The organism is Photobacterium sp. J15 (genome assembly GCF_963870815.1).
In the GTDB taxonomy this organism is placed as follows: Bacteria; Pseudomonadota; Gammaproteobacteria; order Enterobacterales; family Vibrionaceae; genus Photobacterium; species Photobacterium marinum.
Genome location: NZ_CAWMUI010000002.1, coordinates 1,185,056 through 1,203,024 on the forward strand (window position 1 = coordinate 1,185,056; position 17,969 = coordinate 1,203,024).

19 protein-coding genes are annotated in these 17,969 nt (G+C 45.1%); 11 read left to right on the forward strand and 8 right to left on the reverse strand.

The genetic code is table 11. The features are described 5' to 3' along the window. Nucleotides 1-258: 258 nt before the first annotated feature. The gene (locus AACQ93_RS22330) at nucleotides 259-885 is read left to right on the forward strand and encodes a hypothetical protein (RefSeq protein WP_064609001.1); all 627 of its coding nucleotides are present in this window, start codon (nucleotides 259-261) and stop codon (nucleotides 883-885) included. A gap of 124 nt (nucleotides 886-1,009) precedes the next feature. Here AACQ93_RS22330 and AACQ93_RS22335 read toward each other — a convergent pair whose 3' ends face one another. Then, nucleotides 1,010-1,924 (reverse strand): L,D-transpeptidase family protein, encoded by a 915-nt coding sequence (locus tag AACQ93_RS22335; RefSeq protein WP_007468631.1) that lies wholly within the window; start codon nucleotides 1,922-1,924, stop codon nucleotides 1,010-1,012. A gap of 273 nt (nucleotides 1,925-2,197) precedes the next feature. Here AACQ93_RS22335 and AACQ93_RS22340 point away from each other — a divergent pair, with 273 nt between their 5' ends. Next, the gene (locus AACQ93_RS22340; protein WP_064609003.1) at nucleotides 2,198-2,878 is read left to right on the forward strand and encodes a cupin domain-containing protein; all 681 of its coding nucleotides are present in this window, start codon (nucleotides 2,198-2,200) and stop codon (nucleotides 2,876-2,878) included. A 30-nt stretch (nucleotides 2,879-2,908) separates the two neighbouring features. On the opposite strand, the gene AACQ93_RS22345 is transcribed toward AACQ93_RS22340, so the two are convergent. Together AACQ93_RS22345 and AACQ93_RS22350 are read right to left on the reverse strand one after the other, a co-directional pair. Continuing rightward, entirely contained in the window at nucleotides 2,909-3,391 is a 483-nt protein-coding gene (locus tag AACQ93_RS22345) for a hypothetical protein (RefSeq protein ID WP_064609005.1), read from the reverse strand. A gap of 65 nt (nucleotides 3,392-3,456) precedes the next feature. Further along, nucleotides 3,457-3,873 carry a hypothetical protein gene (locus AACQ93_RS22350; RefSeq protein ID WP_064609007.1) on the reverse strand — a complete coding sequence of 139 codons (417 nt, stop codon included), beginning with the start codon at nucleotides 3,871-3,873 and terminating at the stop codon, nucleotides 3,457-3,459. Between the two features lie 189 nt (nucleotides 3,874-4,062). Between AACQ93_RS22350 and msrP the strand changes: the two genes are divergently transcribed. From msrP to AACQ93_RS22375, 5 genes are all read left to right on the forward strand, one after another. After that, nucleotides 4,063-5,076: a protein-methionine-sulfoxide reductase catalytic subunit MsrP gene (gene msrP / locus AACQ93_RS22355; RefSeq protein ID WP_064609009.1), complete on the forward strand. Its 1,014-nt coding sequence runs from the start codon at nucleotides 4,063-4,065 to the stop codon at nucleotides 5,074-5,076. After that, complete coding sequence (gene msrQ, locus AACQ93_RS22360; RefSeq protein WP_064609010.1) at nucleotides 5,076-5,711, forward strand: protein-methionine-sulfoxide reductase heme-binding subunit MsrQ; 636 nt, start codon at nucleotides 5,076-5,078, stop codon at nucleotides 5,709-5,711. Before msrP ends, msrQ begins: the two co-directional genes overlap by 1 nt. 200 nt (nucleotides 5,712-5,911) lie before the next feature. After that, entirely contained in the window at nucleotides 5,912-6,559 is a 648-nt protein-coding gene (locus AACQ93_RS22365) for a hypothetical protein (RefSeq protein ID WP_064609012.1), read from the forward strand. Between the two features lie 126 nt (nucleotides 6,560-6,685). Further along, nucleotides 6,686-8,035, forward strand: coding sequence for an MATE family efflux transporter (locus tag AACQ93_RS22370; protein WP_064609014.1), 1,350 nt, complete (start codon nucleotides 6,686-6,688; stop codon nucleotides 8,033-8,035). A 187-nt stretch (nucleotides 8,036-8,222) separates the two neighbouring features. Next, on the forward strand, nucleotides 8,223-9,629 hold the full coding sequence (locus AACQ93_RS22375; protein ID WP_064609016.1) for an amidohydrolase: 1,407 nt from the start codon (nucleotides 8,223-8,225) through the stop codon (nucleotides 9,627-9,629). An 84-nt stretch (nucleotides 9,630-9,713) separates the two neighbouring features. Here the strand turns inward: AACQ93_RS22375 and AACQ93_RS22380 are convergent, their stop codons facing one another. After that, on the reverse strand, nucleotides 9,714-10,553 hold the full coding sequence (locus AACQ93_RS22380) for a 2OG-Fe(II) oxygenase family protein (protein WP_064609018.1): 840 nt from the start codon (nucleotides 10,551-10,553) through the stop codon (nucleotides 9,714-9,716). Between the two features lie 217 nt (nucleotides 10,554-10,770). Further along, complete coding sequence (locus tag AACQ93_RS22385; protein WP_232323382.1) at nucleotides 10,771-11,160, reverse strand: hypothetical protein; 390 nt, start codon at nucleotides 11,158-11,160, stop codon at nucleotides 10,771-10,773. Nucleotides 11,161-11,399: 239 nt separating this feature from the next. Between AACQ93_RS22385 and AACQ93_RS22390 the strand changes: the two genes are divergently transcribed. After that, on the forward strand, nucleotides 11,400-13,082 hold the full coding sequence (locus AACQ93_RS22390; protein WP_064609020.1) for an RluA family pseudouridine synthase: 1,683 nt from the start codon (nucleotides 11,400-11,402) through the stop codon (nucleotides 13,080-13,082). A gap of 100 nt (nucleotides 13,083-13,182) precedes the next feature. Here AACQ93_RS22390 and AACQ93_RS22395 read toward each other — a convergent pair whose 3' ends face one another. The 3 genes from AACQ93_RS22395 to AACQ93_RS22405 form a co-directional block, all read right to left on the reverse strand. Next, on the reverse strand, nucleotides 13,183-13,665 hold the full coding sequence (locus AACQ93_RS22395) for a hypothetical protein (protein ID WP_064609022.1): 483 nt from the start codon (nucleotides 13,663-13,665) through the stop codon (nucleotides 13,183-13,185). 111 nt (nucleotides 13,666-13,776) lie between these two features. Beyond that, complete coding sequence (locus tag AACQ93_RS22400; RefSeq protein ID WP_007468603.1) at nucleotides 13,777-14,118, reverse strand: hypothetical protein; 342 nt, start codon at nucleotides 14,116-14,118, stop codon at nucleotides 13,777-13,779. A 2-nt stretch (nucleotides 14,119-14,120) separates the two neighbouring features. Next, nucleotides 14,121-14,474 (reverse strand): tRNA-binding protein, encoded by a 354-nt coding sequence (locus AACQ93_RS22405; protein ID WP_064609023.1) that lies wholly within the window; start codon nucleotides 14,472-14,474, stop codon nucleotides 14,121-14,123. Nucleotides 14,475-15,191: 717 nt separating this feature from the next. On the opposite strand from AACQ93_RS22405, the gene AACQ93_RS22410 reads away from it, so the two are divergent. From AACQ93_RS22410 to AACQ93_RS22420, 3 genes are all read left to right on the forward strand, one after another. Further along, nucleotides 15,192-15,338 (forward strand): hypothetical protein, encoded by a 147-nt coding sequence (locus AACQ93_RS22410; RefSeq protein ID WP_007468599.1) that lies wholly within the window; start codon nucleotides 15,192-15,194, stop codon nucleotides 15,336-15,338. A gap of 23 nt (nucleotides 15,339-15,361) precedes the next feature. Further along, nucleotides 15,362-17,446: a hypothetical protein gene (locus tag AACQ93_RS22415; protein ID WP_064609025.1), complete on the forward strand. Its 2,085-nt coding sequence runs from the start codon at nucleotides 15,362-15,364 to the stop codon at nucleotides 17,444-17,446. Between the two features lie 306 nt (nucleotides 17,447-17,752). Beyond that, complete coding sequence (locus tag AACQ93_RS22420; RefSeq protein WP_007468595.1) at nucleotides 17,753-17,935, forward strand: hypothetical protein; 183 nt, start codon at nucleotides 17,753-17,755, stop codon at nucleotides 17,933-17,935. The last annotated feature ends 34 nt before the right edge of the window (nucleotides 17,936-17,969 follow it).

The window sequence follows — 17,969 nt, forward strand, 5'->3', positions numbered from 1 at the left end:
ATTGGCAACCCGAGCTTATCCCATAATCAATACGTCATTGTTACAGCTCCAAAATTAGTAGCAGCAATCTAAATAGTGATAACTGAGATCCGTGTACCTGCTCATAATTATCAAGTTTGAAAGCAATAGATTACAATTACTCAGTGAACGACACAGTAAACTATGGCATATATAAGAACAGATACAAATTAACGGGCGTAAACCATTACATGTAAACAAAAGCCCGTTAACTATCAAAAAGAACAAGGATTAGTGGCGATGAAACTTTTATTTTTCCTATTTTCCAGCTTGTTTATGTTCGGATGCAGCTCTGGAATATCAGTATCACTACCGGAAAAATTTGAAGATACCCCAGAAGACACCGCAGGTTACCTGACCGGAAGCCTGAGTGCGACAACGCATGGCCCGTCTTCCGGTGAAGGCCTTGTCACCACCCTTTATATTCGTCAGTCCGGAGATAATGAGATCATCACTCTGGTCAACAAAAACGATGACTATGATTTCAATACCGGTTTTATGAGGGGCCAGCTGTTCAGCATTGCGCTGCCACCAGGAAAGTACGAACTGTTCTGTATCGGCTTCAAAGGTGACAACGGCAATAAAAGCATTATTTCAAAATCCAGAGAGGATCTCGGACTGGAATTTACGATTTCCCCCGGTAACGTAACTTATATCGGCCAGTTTATTACTTCCAGCCTTGTTGCCAAAAGTACACTCTGGAACCAAGAGTACCCTAGCGGATATGGCATAATTACCTATAACGAAGCCAATGAGCGTGATAAGGCCTTATTTTATGAACGTCACCCGGATCTGACAGGCTTTTCGTTTGATTACCAAAAACTGGCTGAGCGAGACAGTCAGGTAGTTTCTGCTAAATCAAACTAATAACACTAGGCAAAAGATTCGAGTAAGAAATGAAAAAGCGAGAGCCTCACAACTCTCGCTTTTTTCATCTGACTGGAAAAGTCTGGTCCCAAGTCCGATCCACGTTCTGGCCTCACATCACCGGCTAAATATCCCGTCTCAATTCTGTCGGCACGCCGGTTTGCAGGAACAAAGCAGAATTCAGTCGGTTTTCCGCGGTATCATCACCTTCAACAGATGTTAGCAACAAGTCAGTCGGTTTAACGCTTTTATGTGTGCCCACCTGCTCTTCTGACTTCGACAGCGGCTGATGAACTTCAACATATAAAGAACCATCCGGCTCCACTGTCTGCTTTAACGGCTGATTGATAACCCTCACTTTAGTGCCTTCCGGCACTTGGGGGAATAACCACTCAATATCCCACGGGTTCATGCGAATACAACCGGAGCTTACCCGCATTCCAATACCGAAATCTTTATTGGTTCCGTGGATCAGATACTGTCCGCTGCCATAGCTGAGTCGCATCGCGTATTCACCCAGAGGGTTTTCCGGACCGGCAGGTACAACGGCTGGCAACTCAATATCATGCTTCTCACGATATTCTTTACGAATGTTTGCCGTCGGGGTCCAGGTCGGATTCTCAATCTTCTGACTAACCTGAGTCGTCATTTGCGGTGTTTCACGTCCTACACGTCCAATACCAATCGGAAAGACATGCATACGATCATGATCATCCTGCGGGAAGTAATACAATCTCAACTCTGCGAGGTTAATGACTATGCCCTCTCGCTCCACATCAGGCAAAATTAACTGGGTAGGTACTGTCAGCAGTGTCCCCGGTGTCGGCAGGAAAGGATCAACGCCTTTATTGGCTTCCATCAGTGCCAGAAAGCCAACATCGTATTTGTTTGCAATATCAGCCAGGCTCTCACCTTTGTTCACCTGATAATATTCCATTGTACCGACCAGCTTGCTGTTAACATCCGGTCGCTGATACTCAATGGCGTTCGCTGCCATTGATGCCAGACAAGTGATTGATATAAGTAATGAGCGAAACACAAAAACGTCTCCCTTTGAGGTACTGAAAGTATGGCAAACATTGGGCTGTTATCACTTTTCAATAGAATCTTTTCTCAAGTTCTATACACCGCACCAGCGTTTTTCTGTCAGAGTTTTTAACACCAGCCCATTGTACGTGGCTGCCCCCCACACTTCGTCATCGTAAAGTCAAAATTATCAATTTAGATAGCGTCTGACACATAGTCAGTTCATCGTATGAACAACTATTCATCGTATAAACTAAATCAGAGAAGTTAAATTGAGGCTGCGAAGATGAACGTACTATCTTCATTCAATATGGACAGGCATCAGCGAGTGGTGATAGATACAACCCGCCAGCAATGGCTGGCATCTCCTTCCACCGGCGTCTGGCGGATCCCGCTTGAGCGGGAAGCGGCAGAAAGAGGCCAAGTCACCAGCCTTGTTCGTTATGACCCCAACACCCATTTTCAGGCTCATTTCCACCCCAACGGGGAAGAAATTTTCGTTATCGACGGCGTATTTCAAGATGAAGACGGCGACTACCCCGCAGGTACCTATATTCGAAATCCGCCGGGTTCATATCACTCACCGGGTAGCAATACTGGCTGCCTGCTCTATGTAAAGCTCAATATGTTTCCTGAAGAGGATAATGTAATTTTCCGGCTTGATACCCACAATGCAAGCTGGCAACCGGGACTAGAAAACGGCATGTCTACCCTGCCTCTGCATGGCTTTAAAGGTGAACAGACTGTCATGATGAAATGGCAACCCGATACATCATTACCCCGCCACCGGCATGACGGCGGCGAGGAAGTCTTTATTCTTTCAGGAGAGTTCTGTGATGAACAGGGCGAATATGAGAAAGGAACCTGGCTCCGAAACCCGGCCGGAAGTACTCATCAGCCATCAACACGGAAAGGCTGCCTGATGCTGGTAAAAACCGGACATCTCTTAGTAGCAGGGGATTTTTAAAGTTCGTTCAGCTTGAACGGACACAATTACCTAAGCAATAAAACAGATGCCGACAACACTGAATCTGGCATCCGTAACAAGGTAATTGTCACTATTCTGCTGATAATAATCGGCAGGCATTCTGTCCAGCAGGCCGGCCTTCTTCAGCTTCTGATGTTCATGACGAGTCAGGATTATGTAATCCAGATGCGAGTCTAATAGCTGCTTTATTGACTCAATACTCAGCTCATCATCTCTGACCATCTCTTTCAGCTTTCCAGTCAGTACCGTCAATGGCATGCGCAGCTCCCGAACAAGCTGCTTACGATCAGTAACTTTAGTCGCTGCTACAGTTCGAGGACTGAACTCAAAGATCTGCTCCCAGTCGGCCTTTCCATTTCGGGTCAGCAAGCCGTGGCGATAACAGTAATAGCTTTCGAAAAACTGTTTCAGGAAATGGTAACGTTCTGCGTAAACCTCAAGATAGATATGCTGTAACTCAAGGTTGGCATTGAAGTCGTGTAGATCAGTCATAGTAAATTACAAACATTGAGAAAGTGGCAGTTTCTCAAAAACCGCCATCAACCCCAACAAAAACATTAGAGGTTAAACCTTACGCCAACAGCGCCTTCAACTTCCATGCTTGACTCTTTTTGCATATACCATGTCACGCCAGCCTCTGCATATATATGCACATAGTGATATGGCAGGACGATTCCAACACCGCCACGAGGTCCCCACTCATGTTCACTGTCATCTACCCATTGAATACCAGTGAATCCATAGAGAGGCGAGTACATACTTCCTGTTGCCATATCACTGGTATTCCAGATTGCATCAACAGAAAAACTTGGCTCATTAAAACCTACAGCGAACTTGTAATCATCGCGATACTGTACCGTTAGTCCAGATGTCGGGCTGCCGAGGAAAACACCGGCAGTCAGTGGAGAAGTAAGTGCAGCAGCCTGCATAGGAAAGGCCAAAAGAGTTGAAATCAAAACAGCTTTTTTAATCATTCAAATTCCCTGAACTAAGCGATAAATTTTACTTCGAGCCGAAACATACCGCCTTTATCACTAAAATCAAAGTGCAATTTGATGAAATTTTTCACTAATTATTCAGGTCTCTTGATATTACATACAGATATAAGCCGACAAAAAACACCGTAAAAAGATACGGAATAAGCCGGAAAATTAAGGAAGAATATGCTTATCAAGAAAACATCACGCTGGACTTTAACTGAAAATGAAGCGACCCCTGAATCAGTCTACCGCCAACGCCGCGATATCCTAAAAAAGCTGGGAATTACCCTTGTCGGAATGCCAATTGCGGCAAAAGCCAATGCCGGGTTATTTGATGCCTTCACCGGTTCAAAAAAAGAACTCAAAGACACACGCCGGTTACTTACAACCAACTCCTCTCAATACTCTGGTAAGCAGCTTGCACTGACACCTGAAAGCAAAATTCTTCAGTACAATAATTTTTATGAATTTGGAACCGATAAGTCAGATCCGGCAGCTCGTGCAGCCAATTTCAAAACGAACCCATGGAACATTGAAGTTGGTGGACTGGTCAACAAACCTCTGACGCTGGGCTATGAGGATATTTTCTCCTCATTCTCTCTGGAAGAGAGGATCTACCGGCTGCGCTGTGTCGAAGCCTGGTCGATGAATATCCCATGGATTGGTTTTCCTTTAGCGACTTTGCTGAAAAAAGCCGATCCGAAAAGCAGCGCTAAGTATGTTGCCTTTGAGACCCTCTACGATCCTGAACAGATGCCGGGACAGGCATCGCGGCGTCTAGGCGGCGGCATTGACTACCCTTATGTCGAGGGTTTAAGACTGGATGAAGCTATGAATCCGTTAACTCTGCTTTCCGTCGGCCTTTACGGTAAAACCCTGGCTCCGCAAAATGGTGCTCCAATCCGGCTTGTTGTTCCGTGGAAGTATGGTTTCAAGAGCATCAAATCTATTGTCAAAATCACCCTGACAGACAAGCAACCGCCGACTACATGGAATCTGCTGGCTCCTCAGGAATACGGCTTCTATGCCAACGTTAACCCGACAGTTGACCATCCGCGCTGGAGTCAGGCCAGTGAGCGCTTTATCGGTGAAGGGAGTCTGTTCAGCAGCCGACGCCAGCCGACCAAAATGTTCAACGGCTATGCGGAAGAAGTAGCGAGCCTGTACAAAGGTATGGATTTGAGGAAAAACTACTGATGAAGCTGTCACCTAAACACATTACCGGACTGAAAGTCATCATCCATCTGGTATCGCTCAGTTTTGTTGCGTTACTGATTTTACAGACTCTCAGCGGCGACTTGGGAGCTGACCCGGTTCAGGGCATCAGCCACTTTACCGGAAAGGCAGCACTCAATACCCTGATGATAACCTTGCTGATCTCACCTGTTGCCAAATACTTCAGGCAAGGCGGACTGATGAAAATTCGCCGTCTGACAGGCTTATACAGCTTTTTCTGGGCGGCACTCCACTTGCTGGGCTATCTGGCGCTGGATCTCAACTTCAACTGGTCACTACTTGCCGTTGAAATTGCTTCTCGCCCTTACCTGACATTGGGTGCTATCAGCTGGCTAATCCTGCTTGCTCTGGCAGTCACCTCGACTAAAAAAATGCAACGCCGTCTTGGCTTTCAATGGCAAAAGCTGCATAACCTTGTTTATCTCGCCCTGCTTCTGAGCCCGATCCACTATTACTGGTCGGTAAAATCCGGAATTACAGAGCCTGCTCTGTATATTTTGGTTTCATTAATTCTGCTTGGCCTGAGGTATAAGACATTCAAACGGTGGTTTTCAGGATTTTCCGGCCCGAATCGCGCAGCCTCTTCGAAGCCATAACTGTTAAAATCATCAATATTTGCTAAGAAGCCCCCAAAAAGGGGCTTTTTTGATCACTAAATCATTGAATAATCGTCAGGCAAAGCATATTTTTCTGTTACGATAACTTATCTGTAATAAAATGTTTTTGGCCTGACCCATTTACCTAACCAATTTTTCAGGCTAAGCATGTTGTATTGTGTTTGTGAGGCTTTTCATCTTTGGTCAGAGATCTTCTTTCTGTCAGTATCAACCAGTTTCAGTCTGACTGCTTGCAGCTATGTGAGCATCATTATCCGACAGTACATAACCGGGGGATGCGCGAATATCACATGGGTAAAGCTTTATGCCGACGCATTATATCGACCATGAAGCAAGCCGATATCAACGCCACCCTTGTGAAATCACCAAGCGAAGAGAATCAGGAACAACCAGTTTTTACTATCGAAACACCGCATTTTTATATTCTGGTTATCGCCCATCGTCTGGACAGCGCCAATCTGGGCCGGCGTGAAGCGCTACTGCAATCAATTAGTGCGGCTTGTAAGCAAACAGACACTGACAAACCACAGCACCTACTGGTTATTTCTGACCATTGGTTCGACCGCAGCAAAGCCAGTAAAGAAATTCCGGCCTGGTGGCTGGGACACTTACCTGCTAATTCAGATGAGTACATCGCCGACGGTATCCGACTCCAGGATTGTGCACATTCTCTACCGAAAAGCCTGGAGCAAAAATGTGCCCTGTCCGGCGGATTCCACGAAGTTCATCACCCGCTAAAAAGACATGGCAATGGAAAGGTTGTTCATCGCTACCTGCTGTTAACCGCTTATTACCCGCTAAATCATGTAATCTCATCGCAACAGTAATATCTGTCTGATTTACACAGGCTGACAACTGACATCATTCAAAATATAGTGATCATATCGATACCCTATTTAAGGGATCATCCGATACTATAGCTCCCTGTTAATTTGTTATCAGAACTCACTTTCATGCCAGAAATCAGCCAAGCACCACATTTATCACTGCGGGATGACGCCATTTTCCGACTCTTCATCCGCTACACCATGCCAACCATTGCTGCCATGCTGGTTACTGGTATTTACGTTGCTATCGACGGCATGTTTGTCGGTCATTTTATCGGTGAAAACGGCCTTGCCGGGATCATGCTCGGCTACCCTATCGGCTCCATCCTCTATGCACTGGGTGCGATGGTCGGCATGGGAGCCTCAGCCCTGGTCTCAATAAAGCTCGGCGAAGGGCATACAGACCAGGCCAGAATTATTGTTGGAAACGCCCTTTCGCTCTGTCTGATTATTTCCCTGATAAGCTGCAGCTTAGGCATTCTTTTCGCTGATGATGTCCTGCGCTGGCTGGGAGCAGAAGGTGAAATATTCCAGATGGCATCAGACTACCTGTTCTGGTATTTCGCCTTGGGCGCTTTTCCTGTTATCTCAATGGCGTTCTCATCCCTGCTGCGAAATGACGGTGAACCTAACCGGGTTACCTGGATTATGATTTTCGGCGGTGTGCTGAATGTGATTCTCGACTGGGTATTTATCGTCGTCATTCCATGGGAACTAACCGGAGCAGCCATCGCCACCATGTTGTCACAAGCAGCAACCACTCTACTCTGCCTGCAACATTTTTTCGGTAAGAAAACCCGCCTGAAAATCAGCTGGGAAACCCTCAGATTACACTGGGACAGCGTAAAGCAAATTAGCCGATTAGGTCTTTCCAGCCTGCTGATGTACCTCTATCTGTCGGTAGTGCTGACCCTACATAACAAGGCTTTCCTTTGGGTAGGAAGTGCCATTCATGTCGCCGCTTACGGCATCGTCAGCTATACCGAAGCTTTCTTCTACCTGATATTTGAAGGGATTGCCCTGGGTATCCAGCCAATTACCAGCTACAACACAGGAGCCGGTCAGACTGAGCGAGTGATCAAAGCACGCAACATGGCCTTTGCCGCCACCTTACTGGTAGCGCTCAGTGGTGTCGCTTTCCTTTACGGCTTCCCGGACTATGTGGTCTATCTCTTTGCCGGAAATAACACGACCCTGCTGCCAGAGGCAGTTAACGGCATGCAGCTTTACTTCTGGGGGCTTCCGATGGAAGGCTTATTGCTGGTGGGCGCAACCTATTTCCAATCAGTGAATAAAGCCAAAGAAGCCTCGTTCCTGACTGGCGGCAAGCTCATTCTTATTACCCTATTCATCTTTACCCTGGCCAAATTCGTCGGCGTTAATGGCGTCTGGATTGCATTGCCACTTTGCAGCTCAGCATTAACCGCCTGGATGATTTTCACCTTAGTTTATAACAAGAAAAATTCATCAAATTGATAAAAACAACAGCAAGCAAACGATTAACAGCACCTTTCGGTGCTGTTTTCTTATCCAGAAGATGATTTACCACTTATCGAAAGGTGATGGTTATCACAATTACATTGGTTAATTCTGCAATACACATTTCCTGATCAAGTTCAGAGGGTATTATCAAACACCTGTATCATTTAAGTGATTGTCTTCAATGTTTAAGAAAACACTTCTCGCTGTTTCCCTTGCAGCAACCTCCCTCGCCAGCACTTCAGCTTTAGCTCTGGAAAAAGTCGATCTGCTAATCAAAAATGCCACCGTTCTGACAATGAATCAGGAAAACACTGTCTATAGCAACGGCTTGGTGGCAGTGAAAGAGAACAAAATTTTTGCCGTAACTGACGGCTCGAACATCAAAGACTACCTCGCCGCCAAAACCATTGATGCCGATGGTGATATTGTAATGCCGGGCCTGATCAACACCCATACCCATGTTTCAATGACCGTCTTCCGCTCACTGGCCGATGATGTACCTGATCGCCTCCACCGTTATATTTTCCCGTTGGAAAAGAAACTAGTCTCCCGTGACATGGTTCGAATCGGTGCCCAGCTAGGTAACGTGGAAATGGTCAAAGGCGGCGTCACCACTTATGCCGATATGTATTACTTTGAAGATGAGGTTGCCAAAACAGTTGATACCATAGGTATGCGTGCCGTTCTGGGGGAAACTGTCATCAAGTTCCCGGTTGCTGACGCGGCTAATGCCGATGAAGGCATTAAGTATGCGCTGAACTTTATAGAGGAATACAAAGATCACCCGCGTATTACCCCGGCTTTTGCTCCTCACGCGCCTTACACCAACACCACAGAATCCCTTCAGAAAATCACAGAGCTTTCACTTAAACATGATGTACCTGTGATGATCCACCTTGCTGAATCTGAACGTGAAAACCTGGTAATTGCAGAACGAAGCGGTGGTAAAACACCGGTTGAATACATGGCCGATATCGGAGCGCTGACCCCTAAGTTGGTTGGTGCGCACGTGATCAATGTTGATGACAATGACATAGCCCTGCTTAAAAAACATGACGTCGGCATTGCCCATAACATGAGTGCCAACATCAAATCAGCAAAAGGTGTTTCCCCTGCCCTGAAAATGTTCGATGACGGGCTACGCATCGGTCTGGGTACAGACGGTCCGATGTCCGGCAATACCCTTAGCACCATTGATGAGTTCAACCAGGTTGCCAAAGTTCATAAACTGGTCAACAAAGATCGTGCCGCCATGCCGCCGATGAAAGTGATCGAAATGGCGACAATCGGCGCGGCTCGTGCCCTGCATATGGAAAACACTATCGGTTCGCTGGAAGCCGGTAAATTGGCAGATATCATCGTGATCGACACCAAAGCACCGAACATGGTACCGGTTTACAATCCGTATTCAGCCCTTGTGTATTCGGCTTACGCGTCAAACGTTAAGCACACCATTGTTGATGGCAAGCTGCTAATGGAAAACCGTAACATGCTGACAGTTGATGAAGATGCTATTCGCAAAGAAGCATTGGAATTCAGCGATAAAGTCAGAAAGACCGTTGTTGAGAGCGGCGAAGTGGTTCAGTAATCCCTTCACTCCAGCAGGTACAAAAAACGCCGGTTTCTGTTAACCGGCGTTATCATTCTCAGACGTAGCAAAAACCCGACTGAATTAAATTACACCCAGTTCTTTCAGGCGTTCCATCAGATAACTATCCGCTGTATGGCGTTCAGAAAGTACCACTTCCGGCTTTGGATGAAGGAACAAGGGCAAGGAGATTCGAGCCTTTGACTTATCGGCACCTTCCGGATTGATTACCCTGTGAGTTGTTGACGGAAAATAACCGCCTGACGCTTCCTGCAACATGTCACCGATATTGATAATCAGGTTGCCGAAATCACAAGGAACATCAAGCCAATCACCCTCTTTCGTTTTCACCTGAAGGCCCGGTTCGTTTGCCGCAGGCAGAACAGTCAGCAGATTGATATCTTCATGCGCTCCGGCACGAATGGCGCCAAGCTCTTCATCACCTTTCAGCGGCGGATAATGCAGTACGCGCAACAGCGTCTTATCACTGCCATCGATCATGCTTGAAAGCGGTTGTGAATAAAGTTTAGAAACATCTGCCGGAGAATGCTTCTCGACCCAGGAAAGCAACTCAGAGGCAAGTTTATTTGCCTCTTCATAGTAATTTTGTAGTTCTTGCTTCAGCGCATCAGGACATTGTCCCCAAGGATAGTAGTGAAAGTACTCTTTGATATCTTTCTTGGTGTGTCCTTTTGCTACCTCTGAAACTTCAGAAGGAAAGAAGCCATCCTGAGTTTCGGTATTAAAACGAAAGGCATTCTTCTCTTCTGAGTTAAAAAACGCTTCCCAGTTTTTGTAAATAGCGCTTACCATCTGTTGCTGGATCGGGTGATTCTTAAGAACACCGAAACCGGTATTACGTAGTGACTCAACGAAAAGCTCTTCAGCATTATCCGCTGTATAATCAACTGCTTCCAATTTCATACTTATCTTCTTCTGACTGACTGTTTTTTGTTAGGCGATGAGCAATCGCATGATATTCATCTGTGATGAAATCGTTTTTATGACGGGGATTGTATTGACTCAACCAAACAGTAACAAGTTTGAAACAAAAGCAATTTGGAAAAACTGTATTTACCACAAGAAACAAACAATCGTTTGCCTAAACGTTTGCAACCCCAAAAACAGTTAAACAGAAAAATTACTTTAAGTTCTTAAGCTGTGATGTGTCCGTATGCTCCAAAACCTCTTTTGCAACTGTTTCAGGATCTGTTGGCTTACTTGACTGTGACGACATTGCATTTCCCACAGAACCACCAACCGAAGTCGCCTGAACCTGCAACTTTTTGCCCTCACCTTCTCCTGCCAACCATCCGGCCTTATAGTCAGCATCAGTGTTAAATCGAGTTTCGTCTCGTATGTAATGTTCAAACTCATTACCAGCTTCCTGCAAACCGCTATGCCTGCCATCATGAAAACCCTGAATATATGATTCATTATGACCACTGTCCCTGAGCGAACTGTCACTTGTTCCGCATGCTGTTATAAAAGCAATTAACAGACACAAACAGCCCCATAGAACACCTCTCATAACAATCTCCCACTTAAGCCTGATATCAACATATTAGTTGGGTTGAGCCTATTTAAAGAAATTACTGGCTGAAGAACACAGGAAAAGAACAAGAAGCAAAGGCAAACCCTGTTCCGCCCATTCCCACGCCTCTTCATCGTATTAGTGATATCTGAGTAACAAAAGGTTAGAATTGCCCGCCATAACCGCCGTTCAAACCGAATCTGAATAGCACAACTTTCATCACAATAGATCAGCCTATGCACTCCCCGGAACACTGTTTTACACCTTTTAAAGCCTCTATCGATTCTTTCAGCTTACCTGAGCGTTTTACGTTCCCGTTCTACTATGAGCCACACCCGTTATGTATGCTGGCAGCAAAAGAACTTCAAGAGCATCTGGAAACTCAAACCAACTGGCAGCATAACTTTGGTCTGAATGGTGATACTGGCACTGCAGTCGGTAAAATGTTTGGTGTGCTTCTGGTGGAGAATAAACATGGTGAGATAGGCTATTTATCGGCTTTTTCCGGCAAGATGGCAGAGAAAAACCTGTTGCCGCATTTTGTTCCGCCAGTGTTCGACATGCTGACCGAAAACAGCTTTTTCCTGATCGGGCAAGATGAGATCAACGGTATTAACGCTCAGATAAAAACGCTGGAAGCTAATCCGCAACTCAATGAGCTAACGCAAGCGCTGTCTGTGGCACAACAAACAGCCAATGAACAGATTGAAGCTCACCGCAGCAAAATGATCGAAGCCCGAAAAGTCAGAAAGGCGAAAAGAGCGGCAGCGGAAGCTGAGCTATGTGGTGAAGAGCTTAAGGCAGTAAAAAACCAGCTCAGCCAGGAAAGTATCATCGAAAAACTTCAGCTGCGGGATCTAAAACTGGAATGTGAAGCAAGTATTCAACACGCCCAGCAGCAGCTTGAGTTACTGACTAAAGAAATCGAACAACTTAAAGATAAACGCAAAAACCTGTCCGCCGCCCTGCAGCAAAAATTATTCGAACAGTATCGTTTTCTCAATATTCTCGGTGAGGAAAAAGACCTGGGCGAAGTTTTCGTCAACACTGCTCAAGGAGTACCACCAGCTGCGGCCGGCGAATGTGCAGCACCTAAGCTTCTTCAATATGCGTTTAAGTGGGGAATGAAACCACTAGCCATGGCTGAATTCTGGTGGGGAACATCGCCTAAATCAGAAATCCGCCAGCATAAGAATTTCTACCCTTCCTGTCAGGGTAAATGCCAGCCGATTCTAGCTCATATGCTGGTTGGTTTAGACGTTGATGAAAACCCGTTACTGACAAATCCGGGCGAAGGTAAGCAGGTTGAGGTGATCTACGAAGATGGCGACATGGCCGTGGTCAACAAACCGGCCGAATTTTTGTCCGTGCCGGGGAAAACCATTGAAGACTCCGTTTACCTGCGGATGAAACAACGTTTCCCTGATGCTACGGGTCCGCTTATCGTCCACAGGCTGGATATGTCGACATCCGGCCTGATGGTGATCGCGCTGACAAAAAGAGCCAACAAGAGCCTACAGAAGCAATTTATTCAACGCACGGTGCAAAAGCGCTATGTTGCCCTACTCGACGGTATCATTGAGCAGGATGAGGGCATCATTAACCTGCCACTTCGTGGCGACCTGAACGACAGACCCCGTCAGCTTGTCTGCCACCAGCACGGCAAACACGCGGAAACCAAATGGGAAGTGCTTGAGCGAAAAGATAACCAAACCAAAGTACAGTTGTACCCGAAAACCGGTCGAACCCATCAATTAAGGGTTCATTGTGCCCATGCTGAAGGGCTGCATACCCCAATGGTTGGTGATGATCTTTACGGTGTAAAAGCAAACCGCCTGCACCTTCACGCCGAAATGTTAGAACTGGAACACCCTATCACCCACGAGCCGATGCAATTTAAGGTTGATGCTGAGTTTTAATCGTAATTCAACTCACAAATTTGTTCATCCCCAAAAAAAGCAGCCAAATGGCTGCTTTTCTTTATGAACAATGAACTGAACAAATGGTTGCTTATCTGATTTATACGTTTTCTTTACAGGTTGGAGCTAGTACCTGGTACATCTTTTCGAATCCATTCAATGAGACTGTTACTTGTTCTTTATCAGATGTGCCTTGAAGCGTAACTATCAGCTTTTCTCCCTTTACAGCGGTTTCAATTTGTTTTTCAGGCATTGTTGCCCAATGAGTGCTGCCCTTTACCCAAACATCCATGTTAAAGGCATCACCATTATCTATACTGGCTTTTGCCTTATAGCCGGGTTCTTCACGCTTCATCGATTTGAAAAATAAAAGATTCACACCTTCATAAGTACAACGAAGTGCGACGGTATCAACATCACCGTCACTTTTTGCATCAGCAGCACCAATGATAACCGGCTTGCCAGTAGTTACGTCCTGAGATTCATAATGACTCCAGGCTCCGTATTCATCTTTCAGTTCAAGAGCGGCATTTGCCTGAAATGCAGTAAGAGCTATAGAGAGAAGGAAAAATGCTGTTCTCATTTGTTTTTTTGTCCTGTTAAATCGTGAGCATCATGTCATCCGACGAAATAGCGAACGAATGACAAAAACGCACAAATGATATCAATTATCATTAATATTTAACAGATTGGCTTATCGACTCATAAGCAATTTGAGATAAAACTTTTCCTGGCAGGCATTGTAAAAGATCTTTCGACGCGGACGAATAACCTGTTCAGCACCATCAATAACTTCATAGCTAATCCAACACTCTTCGCATACAAGGTCATTGTTCACTTCAGGTTCGTCGGTTGAGTCATCTCTTTCTACGGAGTATCGCAACTTCACTCCGTTATCAAAAGTAAACAGGGTTTCTGCCCTGTTCACTTCAATGTCACCATCCTGATAACTGTTCGTTTCAGTCTGTTGTTTTACAACAGATAACAGCTCATTACACTGATGAACAGCCCGGATATAGGTACTCAGTTCTTGCATTCTTACCCCAGGCGGGAGCCGTTAGGTACTGGCCTTTCTGGCATAGCCAATGCTGGCAGAATGCCATCTTCATAGCCAATGTCGAACAACATACCTTCTGAAACTTCACCGCGCATTTTTCGTGGTGGCAGATTAACAACAAAAAGAGCCTGTAAGCCTTCGATTTCAGCCGGATTCTCTCGCTCCTGCTTGATACCGGATAGAATCTTACGTTTGTGATCGCCAAAATCGACGATAAGGCGAACAAGCTGATCCGCGCCTTCAACATCCTCTACCCGTTCTATGGTACCTACACGAATATCGATTTTTGAAAAATCATCAAAGCTAATCGTAGGTTTAATTGGTGCTACTTCCATACTTCCTCTCTGTCACCATTTCAAAAGTGCAAAATAAGAGGACATATTTATCATACAAGTCAACACATATTCAATGACTCGATGCACAGAACTTAGATTTATATCAAAAACCTTAATATCAACGCCAAACGCTTAAATATGACACTTTTATTACGGTTACATGACAATTAACAGTTAGAATAAAAAAATATATAAACTGAATCCAGATCACGAATATAAATTAAAGAAAAAACAAATAAACAAAAATAGAATTTTTACTCAATTAAAATTAAACAGCAGTTTGAATATTAACTTTAGCAAATATAAACCACTTATAAAGAACTAAACTTTTTCGATTACTTTAAAATACAATTACATCTCAATAATTTATCTATTTGTTATACATTTAGTATATAGCAACACTGTAACCACAAACGCAATCTAGACATAAACAACTAATTTAATTAGAGTTTAAAGTCGTCATTTTAATGTCGCACAACGACATTAAAATGACGAAAATGGTTTAATTATTTTGACAAAAAAACACAGCAATAAATCAATAATTAAGTTTTTTTTACTTCTGCCGTATATTATAAATATAAACCCATAGCAAAATGGATGGCGAAATCACCATAATCAACTAATTGCCATAACTATTAACCCCATATTAATTGATTTATTCCAGTTTGTTTTTTCAAACCGAGCTGTTATTTAACGTGTCTAACAGAGGATGTATCTATGAGTTTAATCAAGCGCTTATTATTTTTGGTTATTTTTAGTTTTGCGGTAACTGCCTGTAATAGCGGAGGAAGCAGCTCTGGCGAAGTTACTACTAAGAATGTAGAAGGTATCAGCACCCCTTCAACAGTTAGTGTTGTGAACTAAAACCAAATTAAAAGGAATTAAAAATGAAGAAGTTATATTTGGCATCCGCGATTGCCAGCGTACTTTTTTCAGCACAGAGCGTTGCCGCATACAACGATGCTGGTACGGATTACTCAAACACTGTAACTGACAGTTATGTAGGTGAGCAGGCAGCAGAGCCTTTAAATATGGCGAATATGCTGCTTTGTATCATGAAAGCAACCGGAGCTGAGAACTTTGGTAACGCCAACTATCGCGCCCTGGTAGATTCAGCCCAGTGTGAAAGCAGGGAAAGCGACAGCTCACAAGCCTCATCCGGTAAAATCGCTTTCTCCGAAGTGGTTGTCAGCTCCAGCCGTGCTGATAGTCAAAGTCCGCAAAACGTATCTGTCTGGTTCCAGGATTCTGAAGAAACTGACGGTCAGTACATAGTTAACACCAGTGTTTCAGCAGCTCCCGGTCCTACCAGCCCTTTCGGCGCACTTCGCTTCACCTTTAAACACGCAACCGGTCCGGACAAAGGTGATCTAAACATCTCAGTTCAGAATGGTCAAAACGTGATCAGCCTGATCAACACATTCCAAGATGGTAGTAATACCATGGAGCAAGCTGCAATTGTTCAGATTGATGATGCTCAGGGCAATAGCGGTCGTGGTAAAACCAAAGGCATGGACTGGAACCAGAACCCGCCGGTACCAATTGAATTCAAACTGGCCTATAACCAGGACTTTTACCTAAAACAGGCAGGCAGTAACCCGGAAGTTTGCCTGAGCCGAAATAACCCTCGTGAAAATGTTCACAGCTATTCACTGTTTAACAAAGTGACCGGTGAACTGTTAGATATTAAAGCCGGCTTCAACTTCGATTACATCTCATCGATAACCGGCCAGCCTCAACACGGCTTCATCGGCGAGTGGGGAATCTGGACTGAAGAACAGCAGCAACAAGGCTATGTTCCGCCAACAACGATCACCGATGACAAAGGCGAAAGCTACACAGTGGTAACCGCGCCAGGTAAACTGGTTCGCCAGACCAAAGGTCAACGTACCCTACGAGATGGTGAAAAATTTGAATACTGGAATGGCAGCAACCAGACCATCATTCACTGGGTAGAAAGCGCCGCTCAGTTCCAGGCCGATGACGGCAATGGCAACCCTGACGGTAGCGACGCAGGAATAACTGCAAATACCTATTTCTGGTCACCTCTCCTACGCCAGAACATCAACTATCTGGGTAATGGTAGCGGTCAGCATAAAGTTGCCTACACAACCAATGAAACTGTCCGGGCTAATGATGCTATTTTCAACAGCGGTGCCATTAACCTGGTCTGTTACGGCAACTGTCCGCAGAGCAATATCAGCCAGAATGATGCGCTGAACTGGAACTTCACTCAAGCCTATGAAGATCCGTCATCAACTGGCATTGCTTACACTATTGATCCACAGGATATGACCCTGATGCTTGCAGGTCAGCCGGTTAAGCTTAACTTCACCCGCGGCGATCTGAGCAATGATCAAGACTTCTGGGGAGCATCAAGCGGTGAGTTTGTTCTTAGCACAGATGCGAGCTCTGTAACCAGCTGGGATGACCTGAATGGTCAGAGCCTTGTGACTTATCGTTGGGAAATGGGTGTCGACAGCTGGAGCCAGCTGACAATGCTAAAGAGCACGACAGATCAAAGCTTCTACGAGTTCGACAAACCGGTTAACTTTATTTACACCCACCAGACCGCTAATGACCGCAATGTTGAGTCTGCTAACGATAGTACGCAAGTTCGCATGGAGTACCATGGTCCGGGTAACCTGCATGGTATTCCTTGGGAACAAACCAATGGTCAGTGGAACGCACAGTTCAGCATTGCTGACGGCACCGAAGTTTATACCGACAGTAACAATAACAGCTATGTGCTGAAAGCAACCGGCATCGATAAGCGTTTCCAGCCAGCTGCAGGCGGTGTAGCAGATTGTACCAACTCGGGCCTTAGCCTGACCGGTGCATCACTGCTGACTCTACCTAATGCTGCCGATATTCCGACTATCAGCACCACTTGGGAGGATAAAGATGCTCTGACCCTTGATGATGACCCATGGGTAATTCACGGGGAAGTTCAGCCTGGTGCTAACCAATAATTTTTAACTCCCGATAATCAGTACTACTCACGAAAAACCGCTTAGTTCGCTAAGCGGTTTTCTTATGTCGCTCATTCAGTGGAACTACCCAACCACCAGTACAAACCTCGTAAAATCAAAAACTTAAATACACGACCAATAACAGATGGAAACCTGATCTAACCTATCATTCCATCTAACCTGAGCTTCAGTTCCAAAATAAACGTACCTCTCATTCTTAAAACCTGTCGTCAGGTTCTGCCTGTTGAGACCAATACCCCTAAAAATCTTGGGCTAATATTAAATTGACAGGATTGTTGAGGGGGAATGGATATGGCTGACTTTACACAACAAATGCGCCTGAAAGGAAAAGCTGAAGAAGACCTGTATTTTGCCGAACTCGACCGTAAACTGATCGAAGCCTTACATGAAAAACAAGCACAGGAGCGCGCACAGAAATCAAAAGCTGACGATGAAATTAACGTCGGGGCGCAAGGTCAGCAGAAGTAAGCAAAAACCTTGCGCAATTAAATATCAGCGCAAT

What these genes read in the sequence shown, in the direction of transcription:
- AACQ93_RS22370 (WP_064609014.1), top strand. Translation starts at nt 6,686, where the DNA reads ATGCCAGAAATCAGCCAAGCACCACATTTATCACTGCGGGATGACGCC.
- AACQ93_RS22420 (WP_007468595.1), top strand. Translation starts at nt 17,753, where the DNA reads ATGGATATGGCTGACTTTACACAACAAATGCGCCTGAAAGGAAAAGCT.
- AACQ93_RS22380 (WP_064609018.1), bottom strand. Translation starts at nt 10,553, where the DNA reads ATGAAATTGGAAGCAGTTGATTATACAGCGGATAATGCTGAAGAGCTT.
- AACQ93_RS22340 (WP_064609003.1), top strand. Translation starts at nt 2,198, where the DNA reads ATGAACGTACTATCTTCATTCAATATGGACAGGCATCAGCGAGTGGTG.
- AACQ93_RS22390 (WP_064609020.1), top strand. Translation starts at nt 11,400, where the DNA reads ATGCACTCCCCGGAACACTGTTTTACACCTTTTAAAGCCTCTATCGAT.
- AACQ93_RS22350 (WP_064609007.1), bottom strand. Translation starts at nt 3,873, where the DNA reads ATGATTAAAAAAGCTGTTTTGATTTCAACTCTTTTGGCCTTTCCTATG.
- AACQ93_RS22415 (WP_064609025.1), top strand. Translation starts at nt 15,362, where the DNA reads ATGAAGAAGTTATATTTGGCATCCGCGATTGCCAGCGTACTTTTTTCA.
- AACQ93_RS22330 (WP_064609001.1), top strand. Translation starts at nt 259, where the DNA reads ATGAAACTTTTATTTTTCCTATTTTCCAGCTTGTTTATGTTCGGATGC.
- AACQ93_RS22345 (WP_064609005.1), bottom strand. Translation starts at nt 3,391, where the DNA reads ATGACTGATCTACACGACTTCAATGCCAACCTTGAGTTACAGCATATC.
- AACQ93_RS22375 (WP_064609016.1), top strand. Translation starts at nt 8,223, where the DNA reads ATGTTTAAGAAAACACTTCTCGCTGTTTCCCTTGCAGCAACCTCCCTC.
- AACQ93_RS22405 (WP_064609023.1), bottom strand. Translation starts at nt 14,474, where the DNA reads ATGGAAGTAGCACCAATTAAACCTACGATTAGCTTTGATGATTTTTCA.
- AACQ93_RS22395 (WP_064609022.1), bottom strand. Translation starts at nt 13,665, where the DNA reads ATGAGAACAGCATTTTTCCTTCTCTCTATAGCTCTTACTGCATTTCAG.
- msrQ (WP_064609010.1), top strand. Translation starts at nt 5,076, where the DNA reads ATGAAGCTGTCACCTAAACACATTACCGGACTGAAAGTCATCATCCAT.
- AACQ93_RS22385 (WP_232323382.1), bottom strand. Translation starts at nt 11,160, where the DNA reads ATGAGAGGTGTTCTATGGGGCTGTTTGTGTCTGTTAATTGCTTTTATA.
- AACQ93_RS22410 (WP_007468599.1), top strand. Translation starts at nt 15,192, where the DNA reads ATGAGTTTAATCAAGCGCTTATTATTTTTGGTTATTTTTAGTTTTGCG.
- msrP (WP_064609009.1), top strand. Translation starts at nt 4,063, where the DNA reads ATGCTTATCAAGAAAACATCACGCTGGACTTTAACTGAAAATGAAGCG.
- AACQ93_RS22400 (WP_007468603.1), bottom strand. Translation starts at nt 14,118, where the DNA reads ATGCAAGAACTGAGTACCTATATCCGGGCTGTTCATCAGTGTAATGAG.